Here is a 17,686-nt window from a genome sequence, read left to right as displayed (position 1 = left end):
TTTTTTTATTTTACTTGGTTCGGTTATCCGAAACTGGGTGTTTAACCCTACTTACGAAGCTGAGGGACTGCGTTTTCGCATTTATCGTGAAACGCTTTCGCGTTTTCGTGCGCCGCTTCAAGCTGATGATTTAACACTTCTGGAGCGCTATAAGTCTTCTCTTGCATATGATCACCTCCTTTCAATTAATTCTTTATTAAAGAACGATTGATTCAAAAAATTTAACCCATTGCTGTTTAGTAAAGTTCTAATGAGCAGCTTCCATTTGTTTTCCTAGTAATTGACTAAATGTATTACTCTTTTCTTCGGCAAGTTGAGTAAAACCACCTTGTTGAATAATTTTACCTTGCTCCAGCACGATAACCTGATCAGCATTGCGAATTGTAGATAGACGATGAGCAATAACAATAATCGTCATTTTTCCTTTTAATCGTTCCAATGCTTCTTGAATTTTTGCTTCATTTTCCGTGTCAAGCGCGCTCGTTGCTTCGTCTAAGACTAAAATAGATGGATTGCGTAAAATAGCGCGGGCTAGCACAAGCCGCTGCCTTTCTCCTCCTGAAAGCTTAATTCCTCGGTCTCCGATTAATGAATCAAGGCCTTGTGGAAGCCTTCTTACAAATTCTGCAGCCGATGAAAACTCAAGCGCTTCCCACATTCGCTGTTCGCTTGCGTTAGGTTCTACCAACAATAAATTTTCTCTTATACTCGCATTAAACAAAAAAGGATCTTGTGGAACATAGCTAATAGCTCGCCTTAACGATAATAAATTATCTTTTGATAACGGAATTCCATCAATTAAAACCTGACCTTTTTCAGGCTGATTAAGCCCCATCAACAAGTCTATCAGCGTGCTTTTCCCAGCACCAGACCGACCTACAAAAGCAGTCATTTGGTTAGAAGGAATGATTAAATTAATACGGTGCAAAGCGTAAGATGCATCTTGGTTATAGCGAAAATAAGCGTTTCTGCACTGAATGTCTTTTTTAAATTGAATTGGTTCGATACTTTGATTAGCTTCTTTTTCAAATTCTCTTGCATTTTTGCATTCATCTTGCAAGGCTTTCACAGCTTTAAATGCTGGTAGAGTTGTCGCAATCTGTTCCATAGAGGCTTGAATACCAGCAACCTTTGGCCATAACCTTGAAAAAATTAGAACGATGAGCATCAACTGACTTGCCTCAGCATGAAACAACTTCACCGCAGCATATATAAAAGCCGCAACTAATACAGCAGATGAGATTTTATAATAAGACTGTGACATTGTTTTTAGCCTAGTATATTCAACTTGCTCATTTTTCATTTCTTCTGTAATCGAGCGATACCAGCTCATTCTCGATTCTTCTAAAGTATTACTTTTAATATCTTTGATTCCGTTAATCTGATCGGTTATCCCTGCGAGATAGCTTTTTCCTAGCTCAAAGTTTCTATTGCCTAATGCCAGCGATCGTTTGAGAAATTTACGGTTTAAAAAGATAATCACTAAACCGCAAAGCAATACAAAAATAGTTATTTTAGGTGAAAGCCAAAGTGCCAGCCCAATTTGTATACACGTAAATATAAGAGAAGCTATAAACTGTAAAAACGAACTCGTGCCCGCACCAGCACGAGTAACCTCAGCTGTTAATAAATTGATTAAATCAGATTTTCTTTTTTTGATAAAAAAATTCCAATCTGCATGAAGTAGACCTCTGTAAGTTTCTAAACGCATATGTCTTAAAAAACTAAGCTGAATGATAGTATTTTGAACAGTTACCTGTCTTTGCAATATATTTTGACCAGTAACTATGAACACATAACTACCCAAAATCAGAAGCAAGCTTATAGCATGAGGAATATCCTGTAAAAATGAAAATGCCCTTACAATTGATGATCGTCCTGTCTCCAAGTTCACGATACCACTTAAACTAACCATTGGGATTAATAGTAAAATCCCAACACCTTCAAGTAAACTCATAAACACCGTTGCTAAGAGGTTAACATAGAGCCTTTTGCCAGCAAACGAATGTATCTGCTTCAAGAAGTATACAAGCTGTTTCATTATGTTCTCCCCTTGCGTAACTCATCTTTTCTAGTCTTCCTCCAAGCCCATAAAAAAGGCCGTAAAGGAAAATATAAGAAATGAAATTTTTCTGGCAATGGCAATGTCTCTGCATCTTCAGGATAAGGGTATAAAAAGCTCACAATAAAGGCCAATTTTTGTGGAGTAGACATTAATGCGAATAAATGACGACTGTGATATTTAGCTACATTTTCAGAAACAGGTTCGTTATGTAAATTTATCATGTTTTCGAGATAAAACATTGCTTCTTGAGCTAACTCTCTTGGACGTTTACTTGCAACCAAAGAGTTCATTTCTTCGGCTATTTTTGTATGAAATAACTGCGATGCTAGAAGGATACTCTGTCCTCCTATAGAACGATAATGATAACAATTCAGTAAATCATAAACCTTTTGCCAGTCCACCTCTTGATTCATCATTTGATGAATATCAAACAGCCAGCGAAGCCGCGACCATCCATGACGAGCTCCATGAGAGATGAGAAACATAAATAAATCTTCTTTTCCGAGTAAATAGACGGGATAACCAATCAGTTCACTTCTACTTTTCCGTTCCCATAATTCATTAAAGCTAGGTTCCTTTCCTGGACCTGGATTTAATCTCCAATGAATTTCAATTTTAATCAGCTTTCCAGGATGAATATACGTAACATGATGATGCCTCCATTTCCAGTCGTTTAAGACCGTCTGAATATAATCATCTTTTTCGTATCCTATGCTTGTGAGAATTTCATCTGCTTGTTCGAGTTTTTCAATAGGAATTAAGACATCTAAATCACCAGATGTGCGAAGAGAGATATCACCATATAATTCATGAGCGAGTACCGGACCTTTTAAGCACAGAAGCTGTATGTGCGCTTCTGTAAATAATTTAGCTATCCTCTCCATTTCAGCACTTAAATGAAGCATGTGAAATGTGTTTCTTTTATAGGCTTGACGTAAACTTTGAATAACGTAGGTAGGAATAACATGTTCATCCATTGTTTTTAACTTTGAGTAGAGTATTGGATAAATACGATGGTGTTCCGCTTGATTAACAAAAAGATCCCAATCAATTCCTCTGCATACTTCCAATTTGTTAGCTAGCGTACCACCGGTCTCACTACTTTTTAGCAATTCAATGATTAAATTTAATTCATTAGGGATGCCCGATACATTCAGACAGAATTGATTATCCATTGAGTTCTCCTTCAATCGTTTAGTATCAGAGCTTTTTAGCAAACTTACTCACTACGGTGAACCTTTCCATTACTTCTGCTCCCGTAATATAAAAAGGACCGCTGCGAAGCCACGCATGCGCTACTAACTCTCCGTTTTCTTCTCTAGCAGTACCTAAATAAAGAGTACTTTCAATCTGGCGTTTCTCTAGCATTTTCATTGCAGCAATGGCTTTTACAAGACACTGACTTTCCCAAAATGTATAGCGACTCATAATATGAATAGCTTGCGCTACACTGGCTAATACCTCTTTATTTGATGAACTAAGAGTAAAAGATGTCTCTTCCATATGATTACCTAAAGTAGGCGCCACTTTTGAAAAAGGAACACTCTTTAAATAACGAGACCACCCTAAATAAAGGTAAGACTCCAATAACAAACTTTTTGTCTTCCAATCAAATAATAAGAAAGCTTTTAGTTTTTTTATAAGTGCCATATGATTATTCCTTTCAAAACAATAAAAACTATGATACCTTTTCGCCTTCAACTTTTACTAGACCTTCATTAATTAGCAAGGTTAAAAACGAAATGACTTGTTCCTTGCACGTATCTAGTTCTACATCGTACTGATCAACTAGTTCGTCTACTAAGTTTTGAATGGAAACGGGCTCTTTTATCTTCTCCCATATTTCACCTCCGAGCTCCCCGAGATTATAGTACTTACCGTTGTGAATACTTAACATCACTTTTTCTCCATCCATATCACTTACAATGTTTCCTTCCCCTTGGCTAACGAATTGACTTATTGAAATACTTTTAATCATCTAATGCCTCTCCTTTGTTTAATGTAGCTAAAATTAAATCTGGTAAATCATGAGCCGTAAAACGAGACGTAGGTCGACGAAGCTGATAAAGCTCAATTTTGTTAATAATTTTTGCCAGAGTACTAAAATGCCATTCCATCAAGCCTGCCTTTTGCACAAAAAAATTGCGGTAAGTATGAGTATACAGAGTATAGAACCGTTCCAGTTTTTGAATACAGTGTAGTTCTATTTCGTCCCCATCTGTTTTGACTAGTTCAAATACACCTGCAAGAGGCAGCGGTTGATTTGCAAATTGAGATTGAACGGGAATAGCAAACTTCGTTTCTCTGTCAATAATAGGCCGGTAATTACTTGATTCCATCTCAAATTCATTTAAACTTTCTATCCATAATTTTTGCTGCGGGTAAGCAGGTATGACAACAGGCACGTTCTCGTCAGTAACAACTACCGGTATAACATCGTCACTCAAAAGTTGATAGCCTCTTTTTAAAAAAGCTGAAGCAAGAGTTGATTTCCCAGCACCAGATTTTCCTACTATTGCATACACTTTGTTATCTATAGCAATTGCACTGCCATGCAACGGGAGAATATTTCTTTGTAATAGCACTGTCCCCATACAAGTACCAAGAATATAAAGGCGCAGTTCATCTTCCTGAGCGCCTTCCATTGGGGAGAAAAGAATTTTATTTCCGTTTTCGACCAAAAAGAAAGCTGTTTCGGGAATATGGAACATAACTAAATTTTCTTGAATAACAAAATCATCACCTGGAACAGATCTTTCAGACCATAATTCGAAAAGATTGGCCTCTTTAATCACAACATCTGCTTCACCGTCATCTACGCTCGGTTGCAGCAGTTCTGGCAGAGAAAGCTCACTTGAAACAGTTAATCCAAATGCCCTGTAAGCAGTCCTTTTTATAGTGTCTATCATTTAACACGTCCCCATTCCTCATGTACTTCTCCTTATATCCGCTTAGCTATAAGAGCTAAATTCAGTGAGGAGGCAGTCACCTGTTTTAAAACCGATATAATCAAATAAGTTCTATATATAGAACAATTAAATCAAAAAAATAATTCTGTACCAACGTATATTAATATTATTAAGAAAAACTCTATAATAGATAAATAGTTCTTAATTAAGAACAACTACTTAATATATAACATTTTCCAATTGTCTTGTCAATAGAACAAAGAACTGTTTTATTTGTGAAATAATTTACTTTAAAAAAGAATAAGTGACTTTTTTAAATAGTTAAAAGCCCCTATATGTGTTTTAAAATATAAGGGCTTTTAACTTTTGAATCTTACAAACCTGCACTGCAAAATTTCATATGTACGAAATCCACGCAGATTTGGATGAATAGCTCTGTCCGATCATTTAGCTAAAAGTTAATTTACCTTTAGGTGTGTTTTGAGGAAAAGCAGCATCAGTATAATCTCCATCTTTTCCAAGCATTGTCATTTTCACATCAAGTACTTCTAATACGGGTGTTTGCCATTCTTTTTTCATGTTATCACCTCCTTTCAAGTAAATTTTTTAATATATCTATATATAATTAAACTGCGCATTAAAACCTTATAATCGGGATCAGTGGCATGTTCCGGCCGCGCTCCTTGTTTGACTTTTAACAGAGCCTTCTTAATTACTTGACCGTCTAAAAACCTTAAAACTCTCTCATCTGCACTAAGCTGCTCCACTTCATCCACAAATGCATCCCAATGGGGAATCATTCGATGAACCCAATCAGCTCCTTGAACTCCCCGAATACGTTGGTTTAACCTAACTTCATCAGGAAGAAAGTTCTCTGTTGCTCTTCGAATAAGAGAGCGATCTACTCCATTTTGAACGTATTGTTCTTCAGGAACCGATAAACAAAAACGCACTACACGCAAATCATTGGTTGGATCGCGCTTCCATACGGCATAGCGTAAAGACAGTTTGGCGGCAAGTGTATTACCCGCATTCCAATGGAAACCATCTTCAAAATGCCTTTTTCTTTCTTCAAATATATTTGCACCAGGAAACCAGCCTGTTTGGTCTATGCCGTACCCTTTAAGTTTAGTAAAAACACCTGTGCTCTCTGCAAATTCCTGATTAAGAAGTTTAGGAAGCTGATATGATATACCTTCTGGAAAAATTTTATCAATTATAGGAAAACCCACTCTAGCAACAACTGGGAGCATACGTAACCTAGCCCCGCCTGTATTTTGACTATATTGATTTAATTCGTAGAACAGCTGAAACCATCTTAACTTCTTTAAAAGAATTGCGTAATAATCTAGAGCAAACCCCCAAGATATTGAAAAATTACCTCTATCACCACTTAATAATATTCCTACTCCTTCATGATGAGCTTTCTCAAACATTCCCTTCAACCAAAAAGAATTTTCGAAAAATTTATACGGCATCTCTATTGTTTCCAGTAAACTATCAATTTCTAAGTAAGAATTTCTATCAGCAAAGTCTAAATAGTGATCTTGGATACCTCCTACATATTGTACAGTTGATTGGATAAAAGGTCTTTCATCAGGCAGCAATTGTTTAGGCGTAAAATCTACAAAATCCTTTGGCGGAATATAACTAAATGTATGTAATTTTTTGTTATTCTCTTGGGTATCTTTTGCAGCAAAGCTAACCACTGCCCCTGAATCCAAACCTCCACTTAACTGTGCTCCGACATTCAAGTGTGTACGCAACCTTGAAGTTACTGCCTTTTGAAACACCTCTTGAAATGCTTCTACATACTCTTCGTTTGACTTTAGGTTTAGTTTCTTTTCTGAAATCAAATGACAATACCTTGTAAGGTTTATTTTATCTTTAGTTATCGAGATACAGTGAGATGGAGGTACTTGTTGTATCTTCTTATAGGGCGTTATAGAAGCATCTGCCGCATCAATCATTCCAGCTATGGCCAAATATTCAGCTAGCCACTGTTCATTCAGCTGTTTTTCAATATAAGGTAAGGTAAGTAGTGGCTCTATTGTCGTACAAAAGGCAAGTTGCTGCTGCGTATGATAGTAATAGAGAGTTCGAGCCCCAGAGAAATCTCTTGCTCCAAATAGCTTACGTTTTTTCTCATCCCAAATCATAAAAGCAAAATCACCTATTAAATACTTAGGTGTTTCTTCTCCCCATTTTTGATAAGCAAGTAAAATCAATTGGCTATCTGGCAGCATTTTTCTTCGCGATCGTTCAACTTGCAGCTGGTCAAATAGTTCATCCCGATTATCAATAATAGCATCTACCGTAATGGCTAGCTGTCTTTCATAGTCGTAATAAGGCAGCTGCTCTCCAACTGATTCTGGTGTGATCCACTGCGCATGACATCCCAAAAAAATATTTTCCTTGTGCCATACCTTAATATCATTAGCAGGGTATTTTTGTAAGGACCCCATAATTCCTCTTACATGCTCTATCGGTACAGGTTCATTATTAGAATGATAGATGCCAGCGATTGCGCTCATTGTTTTTCTCTCCGATTCAAAAGATTTACGTTTGTATTATTTAACACTAAATTATAAATCTATTATTCTTTAAAATCACTCAATTCATTCTTAATAAAGAACAAAAAGTTTTCATAAACTGACATAGAAAAATTCAACCTGATAAATTTTAATTTTTTATACGTTTTAATTCCAAGCCGGTAATATTAGATGAAATGGACCAAATAACCTATTAGATTGTTCTTTATAAAGAACAATACTATACTTTCATTGAGAATACAATACTTAATTTGATTTTATCTATTTTTTAAATTTATTCTATAGTGTTACGTTAAAGATAATGTACTGGCTACAAAAATCTCACCACTTATTTTAACCTCAAGAGATTTGTGGTGTAGTAACCCTTCTTTTTTTATGATAATATTATGTAACATCGCTTAATAAAAATAAGAATAGGACTAAGATGCAATTAAGAGGTCATATTAGTTACTTGCTATCCTCGTTTCTACAGAAGTAAGAGCTAGGTCCAGTTTGGGAACTAGCTCTTTAAATCAGTTTTGTATATACCCAAATTCTTTAAACACTGCCAATAGACTAAGTTGTTTCCAAGTTATATTGTTATCAATAACTATCCCACCGAAAGTTTTAGGAAATGCAGGTGCAGTGATACCTGAAGTACCGCTGTTTTGTGCTTGATAAACGTGGCCGCCTGATTGAATTATAGTATCTTTTAAATAATTTGTAGAGGACACCCAAGCCTTATTACTAACATAACCGGGCGTTGTACATATCCAGCCTACAAACCCACCAGGAATAGGATTCAAGTTTTTAACCTCTTGTCCTAAATTATAGAAACCAGAAGAAGGTTTTGATGACATCTTATAGTAAGGATCCTGAACCATGTCAATAGTATTGTTATACTTATCTACATTTTTATTGAATTCCTTGTAACTATAATTTATATTAATAAAATAGTTATTTTTTATAGTTGTCTCTACATTCTCCATATTTTTGTAAGAAGGAATCTCTACAAATTTCTTTGGGACTGTGCTTACTATATCATTTCCATCAATTAGTATTTTATTACCTTTAAATGAACTTTCCACCCTAAAAAACTCCGATGTGTCAACTGTAGAAGTATATTCGACTCTATTGTTTTTGAAAATAAATTCTTTAAAGTCATAAAACCTAAAAGCATATCCTTTAGTACCTTTTATATCACAATCACTTATCACTATTGATTTACAGTTATTAATGTTAAATATTGTCGCATCATCAATTATAACTTTACATTGATTAAACTGATATTCTAAATTAGAATAAGTAGCACCACTAATACCTACATCTATTGTCCCACACTTATTAAATGTACAACCCGTATATGAACCAGGAGGTAAACTAATACCCTTGTTCATTCCCGTAAATATTACATTATCAAATATCCAACCATCATTAACAGTAGCTATCAGATTAAATAAATGATTGACATCGTCACCTCTAAATGTACAATTGGATAGTATTTGAGGTTGAGAATCGAATGATATAGTGCTAAGTAATTCAACTGCCTTCTTATCTAAATCATTTATAAATATACAGTTATTTATTCTAACCTTATACTTTGCTATTTTATTTATATTTATACTGCAATTCCGAAAATGACAACTATCGATAATTACTTCTTTATCTCTGGTATCTTCTGTAGTTACAAATATTTGACAACCATAAAGATAATTATCAGACATCATAATTTCACCATATAGAGACATACTACATCCTTGGATAGTATTTTGAGAAACTGTTATCATATCGCAACCAGCAGTTACAGCTAGTCCATTAGATCCTTTAGAGCTTACCAATCTGTTTCTAGTTATACGTATGTTCCTAGCTGATTTCATAACTATATTATAATTGGCGTTATGGTGAAAGTGATTATTATCAATAAAGATATACTGATTCGCTGCATAACCATCTTCTATATCAATTCCACCCATAGGTGGTGTCCCATTGACTTTTCCAATTCCACCTATATGGTGAATTTCATTGTCTCTTATAAAAACCCACTTTCCACCTATACTAATTCCTTGTCTTCTGTTATGGTGTAAGTTACATCTTTCAATGTAGGTATTTTTAGGTATTTTAGCAGAATGTAATGTCATAGAATAACGAGTGGTAGGTATAAGTGATTGGTTAAGAACGATTTTTGCATAGCTTGCACCTTCAGGTATGTCTATCTCATCAAAGAATTGGACCCCTTTTTCACAGGACAAAAAAGTATCATCATTTTTATAGAAAAAAACATTATATACTCCAACCGTTATCTCTGTTCCAAGCCCTCCATAACCATCACCTTGTATACTGAAATATCCATTCTCTACGAGTTCAGAATAGGAGGTCATACTTATCTTTCCTGCATATCTAACTCTGGTGGAATCATTAACAAGAGTCCCAGTGTTAGCATCTATTCCACCTTGTTCAAAAGAAGTAGAGTTAAAATAGAACCCAACTACTTGACTTGCTCTTGCACTACCTGCTATGGCATCTCCGGTGAAGTTAAAAATCTCCAAATTGTCAATTGAAATAAAACGTGTATCACCAACTATACTGATACCTAGACCATGTTCATGTGATCCCTCAGTTGAATAATTGTGGGTAATTCTATCACCTTCAAGTATGCCATTTGTAACCCTTGAAAATCTTTGCCGATTGTTATAACTAATTATCTTATACCCTTGCAGGCCATTGTCTCTTATTCTTAGAGTTGAACCTCCTAAGTTTAATGTCATAAAACTTTTAGGTTCGATAGGTATTTCTTCGTCGATTAGATAAGTTCCTCTTGGTAGAATAATTTCTTTATACCCTTTTTCCGACGCCCAAGTTAATGCAGAATTAATTCCCTTAGAATTCCTTAGTGATACATTCTTATCAGCTAAGTCTTCTATATCATTTCTTACCCCCCAACGCTTCAAATCTAGTACATAAGACCAGACACCTCCTAAATTATCTAAAAAGGTTGCAAGACTTGTGCTTTCATTTATATAAACTGCTTCCGATACAGTTATTGGGTAAGCATACTCATTTCCATTTTTTAACTTCTTTATTTTCCCTTTCACTTAATAAACAACTCCATACTTTATATATTAGTTTTATATACAAAAGCTAGATTATTTAAATAAACTATTATCCTTGCGTGATCCAAGTTCCACCATATAATGTAGCTACTTTTCTATTTCCACTGATGTCTGGAATAATTGTACCTGTAAACTGTTGAGTAAGATCATAATGAGCTACTAACATTGAATCATTGTATAACTTTACTTCATAAATAATACCTTTCATCTTTTCATTTCCAGAACTATTAGAGAAAATGTTTATGTCATCTTTCACAGAAGATGATAAAACTCCCTTGATTGTAGTTTTTGTATTTGACATGATAGATGGTTTACTGGAAGTTTTTAACACACCATTTATATATATAGCACTCCAACTGGAGCCATAGGAATCCGTCCCAGCTGAATTTCGTGCTATATAACCTAAAGGTGTACCATTTCTTGCATCTAAGTAATAGCTCCATACTTTCGGTAATGGCTCTACACTACACGTCAATTCAATACAATCAAATATTAATGGTTGTAATTTAATATAATCACTTATACCATTCATAGAAATAGCATAATTCCCCAAAGTTTTTGTATCAATACTTATGCCACTTGATTCGTTGTTTGAACTATCTCTTGATTTCACAGTAAATGTATACTTTGTAGAAAGAATTAGTCCCGTTATATCAAATGTCGTTCCTGTTACTATTCCTAATAATGTTGTCCCATTATAAATTGTATAATCTTTTATATCTTCTAATGATGAGCTTTCTGTCCAACTTAACGTTATACTTGTTTTATCAATATTGGAAACTATCAGATTACTAACATCTGCCGGAGGCTTCTCATCAATTATCGTTACTGTCTCGCCCTCCTCAACTGTCCAGTCTTCAAATGAAACAGGAAAACTCTTTGATATCCACTTTGTTTTAGTACTATCATAGGTAAGTACATCATTGTTAGACGGAGGAGTTGTTTTTAAATCTATATCATCAAGGTCCCTAAGATTACTCATTTAGCTTTCCACCTTTTTCTAATGTTCTTTTATTATATGCAAAAATATAACAATTGATTAGGTGTATTAACTATTATAAAGAGTACATTTATCCCTTCATAAATTATAGATTCTTATGATACAAACAAATTCTTTAAGAAACTTAAAAGGCTTAAATGAAATACTTCTATTAAGCGCATTTCCAAATTATAAAATTGCTTTTATTTATAGAGAAAAATTTTTATAACCTATGAGGAATAAAAAATTTTGAGTATGATCTGTTTAATCAAACACTTAACTTTTGTAATAGATAGGAAACTCTACTTCCTCACATCACTTGAAAACAAATAGTTTTTAAGTGGGAAAAGATACCTTTTATAGGAATATATAAGATAATCTAATATATCCTAGGTTTAAACAATTATAAATTTAATAGTAAAATCCACGAAAGATATAGATAAATTTAACAACACCTTTTAAGAATACCGTAGAAAATATTGTAATAAGGGAGAATTTGGGGAGAGACTATTTTTTATGTAAAAAAGAAATGACTCCTATAAAGTAAAAAATAAACAAATTCTTTACAGGAATATTTAAAAACTAAATAAAATATCTTTCTCTTTAGCTTTTAGTCAAGTTGCTAGTAAATGAGTTTACAAGAATAATGATTCAAAACAAAAGAACACAAGTTGATAATGATAAAAGTCGTATAAAGTTTTTTGAGGCATTTGATGTCATTTTATTACCTGCATTTCCTATTTATTTAGATTTAAGTCTTTTCAAAAAAAGAAACCTGAGCTAAAATCTGTTTAAGATAAATATTTTATTTTATCTCTAGTAAGTGTTTATATCAAAAGGCTATTAAAAAGTTATAACCACATTTAATCCCAGTTCTGTATTACCCATTAAATTGAATGAGTTTTTTAATTGGTAACTATCAACACAATGAATGTATGTATCTTAAACACAGTAATCATATAACTAGACAAGATTAAGTACTGTTTTTCTTCATGATTAACTTAGCTAATATTCTAGAGGTAGCCAAACTTCTTTTTAATTTCACACTTAATCTTGTGTTTCCCATATCTTTGACAGCTCTCTTGAAAAATATCAATCATTGATAGAAAAGACAGCTCATTCTCTATCAAATTTTCTTTTATGTCATAGTAATCGCTACCTCTCTACACTTAAAGGTCTTTATATATTAATCACATCAAGTATTTATAATGGTTTTAATAGGTCTTATATCAAAATTGGCGTCTTCACACTCTACTTATAAAATTTTATTTTCTTTACAAAGGTTATTAGGTAATACAAATTAAGTTCTTTGAATAGCTTAACTGTCCGTATTAAAATTACACTTTTCTTACAATATTATCAATCATATCACCAAATCAGTTTTTATCTTCTTCTTACCCTTACTCATAAGTGTGTTAAATTGCTGGGAACTTAATTTTTCTATTCATATAAGCAAAAAGTTTATTTATTTTCTACAAAAAGGAGATATTATCCATCATTTTAGAAATGTTTGTGCAATATTCTATTAGAATAAATGTTTGTTTTTTAAAACGGTCTTTTATGTTAACCATCTTAAAGTGAGTTAAGAATCAGCTTTCCTTTTTTTCTCTGGTTATAATTGTCTGTTAATCTTTCAGCTTATTTTATACAATTTTCTCGTTCGAATCTTTTGCATAACATTTTTAAAAATTGGTATAAGCAGTTCTTTTTCATACCGATTCATTCCCATAAACCACATTAACAAGGAGTAAAACATAGAAAATGCAATAGTTTTAAACACAAAAATAAACCAGCTTTCAGACACTAGTAATTTATTTATTGTTAATCCAGTGACTAGACTAATAACAAATGGAGCACTCATAAAAATAATATTAAGCCAAAATTTAGGTATATCTATATTTATTTTCTTCCAGTAATAAATGTTCATAATAATTATATTTCCTATTGTAAATGCCAAAGCTGTGGCTAGAGCACAACCTATAGCCCCCCACCATTGAACAAATAGTAAACTTAAAAGTATATTAGCTATAGCTATAGCAAAATAGACAATCGTTCTAAATTTTTGTATATTTTTCGCTTGAAGTATAACTCCTCCTATACCTTGTATTAAAGGTACTGTCATAGGAATTGTTAACGTAATAGCTATAAGAAAAGAACTATTATATGCTTCTCCCACCCATAAATTAATAAATTCCTGTCCCAAAACTAAAAAACCACTTAAAGCAAACGATATTACAATATACTGGATTCTCCCCACTCTGATAAATAAATCTGATATTTCTTTATCTGAAACCTCTTTGGTAACCATTCCAGTAACTTTACTTAGAAACACATTTGAGATAGCTGCAGAAAGACCTGAAAAATATCCAGAAAAAGACGCTCCTATTGTATAGATGGAAATTGATATTGCTCCGCTATAAATACCTAGTATAATTTGATCTGTTGACCAATATATTCTCTCTACAATTAGATTCAAAAATATAAAAAATGAAAATACTGTGATTTCTTTTAATAGGTTTAAATCAAATTTTTTAAATGTAATCTTTATTTTTAAAACCCTAAAGCAATAATATATATTAATTAAAACTGTTATAAAGTTAAGTAGGGTAGTTACTATCACCATAGATATAACTCCATACCCCATTATGAAAACAGGAATCATTATGAGAGGATTAATAATAGAACTAACTATACCTAATACCTTTTGAAAAATAAATTTTTCGTGAGCTAGTCCTATAGAACTGAAGAAACCAAGCCCTATTCCAAGCGATATGCTTACTACCATTATTCCTATTACAATTCTTAATTTATGAATCTCCTCTATACTTAGAGAGTTTGAAAACACATATTTTACATTTAATATCAAAATAACACCTAAAACTAATGCTAAAATTCCTAATACACCATACATAACACTAAACATTCCATATAGATTAGAACACCTCTCATCATCCGCAAGGGATTTATACTTTGAGGTATACCTTATTACAGCACTACCTAATAAAAACATTAGCGCTCCTATGTAGCTTGTTGCTGAAGTAGCTAAACTATATATTCCATAGTCTGATTGGCCAATAAGCTTTAACATTATAGGAGTGTACACTATTGATATAAAACTACTAATAAACAACGATAGATATGATAATACCGCTCCTGCTTTAAGTTGATTTACCATCCTAATGACTACCCTTCATATATATTTAACCTAGAACTTAAAGTTTAGGTGTTCAAACTACACACACTCTTTATCCCCGATTTTAAATTCATAAATGAACTAGAAATTGCATTAATAATTCTTATATTGGTTTTAAAAATAATTAACAGATTACTATTTCAGATAAAATTCTGTATTACAAAATTAGAAATGTGTTAACTAAGTTTTTCACAATACATTTGTTACATATATTCCAATTGAATTTTTTCTTATAGTGAAAAACAACGAGTCCCCCTTACTCAAGAGCTATCTACAACAAACATATCGCTACAAAAATAACTAAAATAAGATAATCATCCATATTCCTAGTAAAAACTTTAGAAAGAATAATTTTTCTAAAATTTGAAAAGAAAGAGATGAAGATGTAAAAAACATATATAAATAGATTTTCGCTTTTTACACTTTTCATCTTTTAAATTCTTAATTTTCAACACACACAATTACAGTATGAAACAGTTCAAAGAACGAGACATCTCAAATTTAAACAGAAATACCTGAAAAACTGAGAATTATAAACTTTCTATAATCGAATACAATTTATTAATTTCCTGTTCAGTTCCTACATTTTCATCACTCAAATTACTACATAAAGATTCTTTTAAATTATTGTTGTCTACAATTTCTTTGATACCTTTACATATTGCTTGTGAATTCATATTAACGATTAGACCATTTTCTCTATTCCTAAGTTGATTATGAACTACTGTGAAATTTGTTGCCACTATAGGTTTTTGAAATATTCTAGCCTCTGCGAGAGCTAACCCGTAGCCTTCAAACCTTGATGGTTGTACATATATATCACACTGCTTTAAAAATACGTACGGGTTTTGAAATGTACCCAAGAGCACAAATGTATTTTCGAGCTGAAATTCCTTAATCATATTTTCTAGTTTATTTTTTAAAACCCCCTCGCCAATAACATACCATTTAAAATTATATCCCTGTTTTTTCAACATATAACAGGCCTCTATTGCCATGTCGTACCCTTTTGCATCTACTAACCTTCCAATTGTGAGTATCCTTAATCCATCATGTTTATCTTTAAATCCACCATTATTTAACGAGTTTAATGCCATGGATCTAATTAATTTTGGTGACACTATATCATAAATAACACGAGTTTTCTCTTTAGCAATAGGAATCTCATTTATAAAGACTTCTCTATTATGATCAGATACAGCTATTACATTTGTATACTGCTTATAGTACTTTATATCGAAATTTTTATTGTATAATGCTAATTTGTAATCAGTATTTACCCAACATAACTTTTTAGTAGCTTCCACCTTCTCTGCAACAAAGTAAGTTGGGGTGCCTTGGCTATAAGCTATAGCTATATCGTACTTTCCATGTAATTTATTTATACCTTTAGACATCCATCTCCAGCTTGATTGGGCAGTGTGCATATTTTTTTTATTATATGGATTTCTAAGAGAAACAGATGTCCTAAGCCTTATATATAACTCTTTGAAATTTTTATTCTTTATTAAATACTTTATATTATTATTCTGTATCTTAATAAACTCAGGAACTTCTATTATGTTAACGTTCTCAGATAGCAATGGTAAATATAGTCCAGCAGGAGAGAACATTAATAGATCCACACTATATTTTTGATAATCTAGCAAATTTAATAACGAAACTAAACTTTTTTCAGCCCCCCCGCTATTTAAAGAATCTATGACAAATAATATCTTTTTCATAGTGTATTTCTCACTCTTTCTTTTTTAGACAATACACCTTCTAAATAATGCTTAGAAAGTTCAATTTTCTTATTTAAAATTCTTTTACTCTCTTCATAATTAACCTTTTCTAATAATTGATTTAATTTATAGTCTTCATTTACTAACCTATGATCAAGTTTTAAATCATCTAATAGATCTCTCATTCTTGTATTTATAGCTTCTTTTCTATTAATAATAACAAAGTCTTTTTCATAAATTATAGAAAAAACTGCTGCGTGGAAAGAATTAGATATCACATATTGCGCATTTCTAACAAGGGAAACAAAAGTTTCTGGACCATCAAAAATATAGTATTTATCTGCATATTTAAGTTTACTTTGGTTTATTGTATAAATTTTATACCCTTTTTCTTTACCAATTTGCTTAGCCATTTTTTTTATCAAATCGCTATTATCAAAGTCATAAATAAGGATATACTTTTCCTTAAACTCTCTTGTACCAATATAATTCCATTCTTCTTGATCTAGTAGAAAAACTGGATCAACCACGTTGACCGCCGTATTAATATTCAATTCCCTTAAAATTTCTACTCCACTCTGTTCTCTTACACCCACTCCATCTAACCTTTCCACTCTCTCTTTTACAATAGGCTTGTATTTATCTGAAATTGTATCAGTTGCAAAGCTTGCTCCATAGGACGCCTTTATTTTTTCATAGGGGACAAAGTCTAAATAGAATGCAGGATCTTTTCCGTTCCTATGCAAAGTATTCCAAATTTGATCACTTCCGCACAAGTATGCATCCGCACAGGGGAGATTTTTCTTTAACTCTTCATTAGATGTAAATCTTAATTCAGTCAATTTTAGATATCGGGAAGTAAACCTATCAAAAGATTTTTTTCTATTTAATCCACGTACTCTTCCAGGAATTTTCAGCGTTAAATATATTAACTTTGTCACAACACTTTTTTCCCATTTTGGGTTGTTAATATCTAATAAATTATAATGATTACTTAAATAATCTGGTTTGTAATCTATTATTTCAACCTCATAACCACATTTCATTAGATGCTTCATCAACCCATATGCTTGCAAAGAAGCCCCATGATTATACACGTCATGACATGTTATTGTACAAATTTTCATAATTTCACTTCCTTAACTATCTAATTATAGTAACTTATTAATTAATAG

At 32.5% G+C, this 17,686-nt stretch carries 13 protein-coding genes; 1 reads left to right on the top strand and 12 read right to left on the bottom strand.

All coding sequences use genetic code 11. The annotated features are described in order from the left end of the window. The coding region (locus tag ACO1DI_RS12810; protein ID WP_423145343.1) for a hypothetical protein at nucleotides 1-211 on the top strand (211 nt) is incomplete at its 5' end. A 36-nt stretch (nucleotides 212-247) separates the two neighbouring features. Here ACO1DI_RS12810 and ACO1DI_RS12805 read toward each other — a convergent pair. From ACO1DI_RS12805 to ACO1DI_RS12750, 12 genes are all read right to left on the bottom strand, one after another. Then, nucleotides 248-2,041: an ABC transporter ATP-binding protein gene (locus ACO1DI_RS12805; RefSeq protein ID WP_209369137.1), complete on the bottom strand. Its 1,794-nt coding sequence runs from the start codon at nucleotides 2,039-2,041 to the stop codon at nucleotides 248-250. Then, nucleotides 2,041-3,240 (bottom strand): nucleotidyltransferase domain-containing protein, encoded by a 1,200-nt coding sequence (locus ACO1DI_RS12800; protein WP_115653800.1) that lies wholly within the window; start codon nucleotides 3,238-3,240, stop codon nucleotides 2,041-2,043. Before ACO1DI_RS12800 ends, ACO1DI_RS12805 begins: the two co-directional genes overlap by 1 nt. 25 nt (nucleotides 3,241-3,265) lie before the next feature. Further along, a complete protein-coding gene (locus ACO1DI_RS12795; protein ID WP_098626847.1) occupies nucleotides 3,266-3,715 on the bottom strand; it encodes a lasso peptide biosynthesis B2 protein in 450 nt (149 codons plus the stop codon). 28 nt (nucleotides 3,716-3,743) lie between these two features. After that, nucleotides 3,744-4,043 (bottom strand): lasso peptide biosynthesis PqqD family chaperone, encoded by a 300-nt coding sequence (locus tag ACO1DI_RS12790; RefSeq protein WP_115653798.1) that lies wholly within the window; start codon nucleotides 4,041-4,043, stop codon nucleotides 3,744-3,746. Continuing rightward, nucleotides 4,036-4,974, bottom strand: coding sequence for an aldolase (locus ACO1DI_RS12785; protein WP_209369135.1), 939 nt, complete (start codon nucleotides 4,972-4,974; stop codon nucleotides 4,036-4,038). Before ACO1DI_RS12785 ends, ACO1DI_RS12790 begins: the two co-directional genes overlap by 8 nt. Before the next feature lie 447 nt (nucleotides 4,975-5,421). Then, complete coding sequence (locus ACO1DI_RS12780; protein WP_115653796.1) at nucleotides 5,422-5,553, bottom strand: paeninodin family lasso peptide; 132 nt, start codon at nucleotides 5,551-5,553, stop codon at nucleotides 5,422-5,424. Nucleotides 5,554-5,567: 14 nt separating this feature from the next. After that, nucleotides 5,568-7,508, bottom strand: a complete 1,941-nt coding sequence (locus ACO1DI_RS12775; RefSeq protein WP_209369133.1) for a lasso peptide isopeptide bond-forming cyclase — start codon at nucleotides 7,506-7,508, stop codon at nucleotides 5,568-5,570. A 530-nt stretch (nucleotides 7,509-8,038) separates the two neighbouring features. Continuing rightward, nucleotides 8,039-10,597 (bottom strand): right-handed parallel beta-helix repeat-containing protein, encoded by a 2,559-nt coding sequence (locus ACO1DI_RS12770; RefSeq protein WP_115653794.1) that lies wholly within the window; start codon nucleotides 10,595-10,597, stop codon nucleotides 8,039-8,041. A gap of 67 nt (nucleotides 10,598-10,664) precedes the next feature. Next, on the bottom strand, nucleotides 10,665-11,597 hold the full coding sequence (locus ACO1DI_RS12765; protein WP_115653793.1) for a fibronectin type III domain-containing protein: 933 nt from the start codon (nucleotides 11,595-11,597) through the stop codon (nucleotides 10,665-10,667). A 1,630-nt stretch (nucleotides 11,598-13,227) separates the two neighbouring features. Next, nucleotides 13,228-14,769, bottom strand: coding sequence for an oligosaccharide flippase family protein (locus ACO1DI_RS12760; RefSeq protein WP_115653792.1), 1,542 nt, complete (start codon nucleotides 14,767-14,769; stop codon nucleotides 13,228-13,230). A 548-nt stretch (nucleotides 14,770-15,317) separates the two neighbouring features. After that, nucleotides 15,318-16,511, bottom strand: coding sequence for a glycosyltransferase (locus ACO1DI_RS12755; RefSeq protein ID WP_115653791.1), 1,194 nt, complete (start codon nucleotides 16,509-16,511; stop codon nucleotides 15,318-15,320). After that, the gene (locus ACO1DI_RS12750; protein WP_115653790.1) at nucleotides 16,508-17,638 is read right to left on the bottom strand and encodes a polysaccharide pyruvyl transferase family protein; all 1,131 of its coding nucleotides are present in this window, start codon (nucleotides 17,636-17,638) and stop codon (nucleotides 16,508-16,510) included. Before ACO1DI_RS12750 ends, ACO1DI_RS12755 begins: the two co-directional genes overlap by 4 nt. Nucleotides 17,639-17,686 lie beyond the last annotated feature (48 nt).

Source organism: Priestia sp. 40 (genome assembly GCF_049368575.1).
GTDB classification, from domain to species: Bacteria; Bacillota; Bacilli; order Bacillales; family Bacillaceae_H; genus Priestia; species Priestia zanthoxyli.
This window is presented reverse-complemented; position numbering and strand designations above follow the sequence as displayed.

What these genes read in the sequence shown, in the direction of transcription:
- ACO1DI_RS12790 (WP_115653798.1), bottom strand. Translation starts at nt 4,043, where the DNA reads ATGATTAAAAGTATTTCAATAAGTCAATTCGTTAGCCAAGGGGAAGGA.
- ACO1DI_RS12765 (WP_115653793.1), bottom strand. Translation starts at nt 11,597, where the DNA reads ATGAGTAATCTTAGGGACCTTGATGATATAGATTTAAAAACAACTCCT.
- ACO1DI_RS12800 (WP_115653800.1), bottom strand. Translation starts at nt 3,240, where the DNA reads ATGGATAATCAATTCTGTCTGAATGTATCGGGCATCCCTAATGAATTA.
- ACO1DI_RS12755 (WP_115653791.1), bottom strand. Translation starts at nt 16,511, where the DNA reads ATGAAAAAGATATTATTTGTCATAGATTCTTTAAATAGCGGGGGGGCT.
- ACO1DI_RS12750 (WP_115653790.1), bottom strand. Translation starts at nt 17,638, where the DNA reads ATGAAAATTTGTACAATAACATGTCATGACGTGTATAATCATGGGGCT.
- ACO1DI_RS12805 (WP_209369137.1), bottom strand. Translation starts at nt 2,041, where the DNA reads ATGAAACAGCTTGTATACTTCTTGAAGCAGATACATTCGTTTGCTGGC.
- ACO1DI_RS12760 (WP_115653792.1), bottom strand. Translation starts at nt 14,769, where the DNA reads ATGGTAAATCAACTTAAAGCAGGAGCGGTATTATCATATCTATCGTTG.
- ACO1DI_RS12785 (WP_209369135.1), bottom strand. Translation starts at nt 4,974, where the DNA reads ATGATAGACACTATAAAAAGGACTGCTTACAGGGCATTTGGATTAACT.
- ACO1DI_RS12775 (WP_209369133.1), bottom strand. Translation starts at nt 7,508, where the DNA reads ATGAGCGCAATCGCTGGCATCTATCATTCTAATAATGAACCTGTACCG.
- ACO1DI_RS12780 (WP_115653796.1), bottom strand. Translation starts at nt 5,553, where the DNA reads ATGAAAAAAGAATGGCAAACACCCGTATTAGAAGTACTTGATGTGAAA.
- ACO1DI_RS12795 (WP_098626847.1), bottom strand. Translation starts at nt 3,715, where the DNA reads ATGGCACTTATAAAAAAACTAAAAGCTTTCTTATTATTTGATTGGAAG.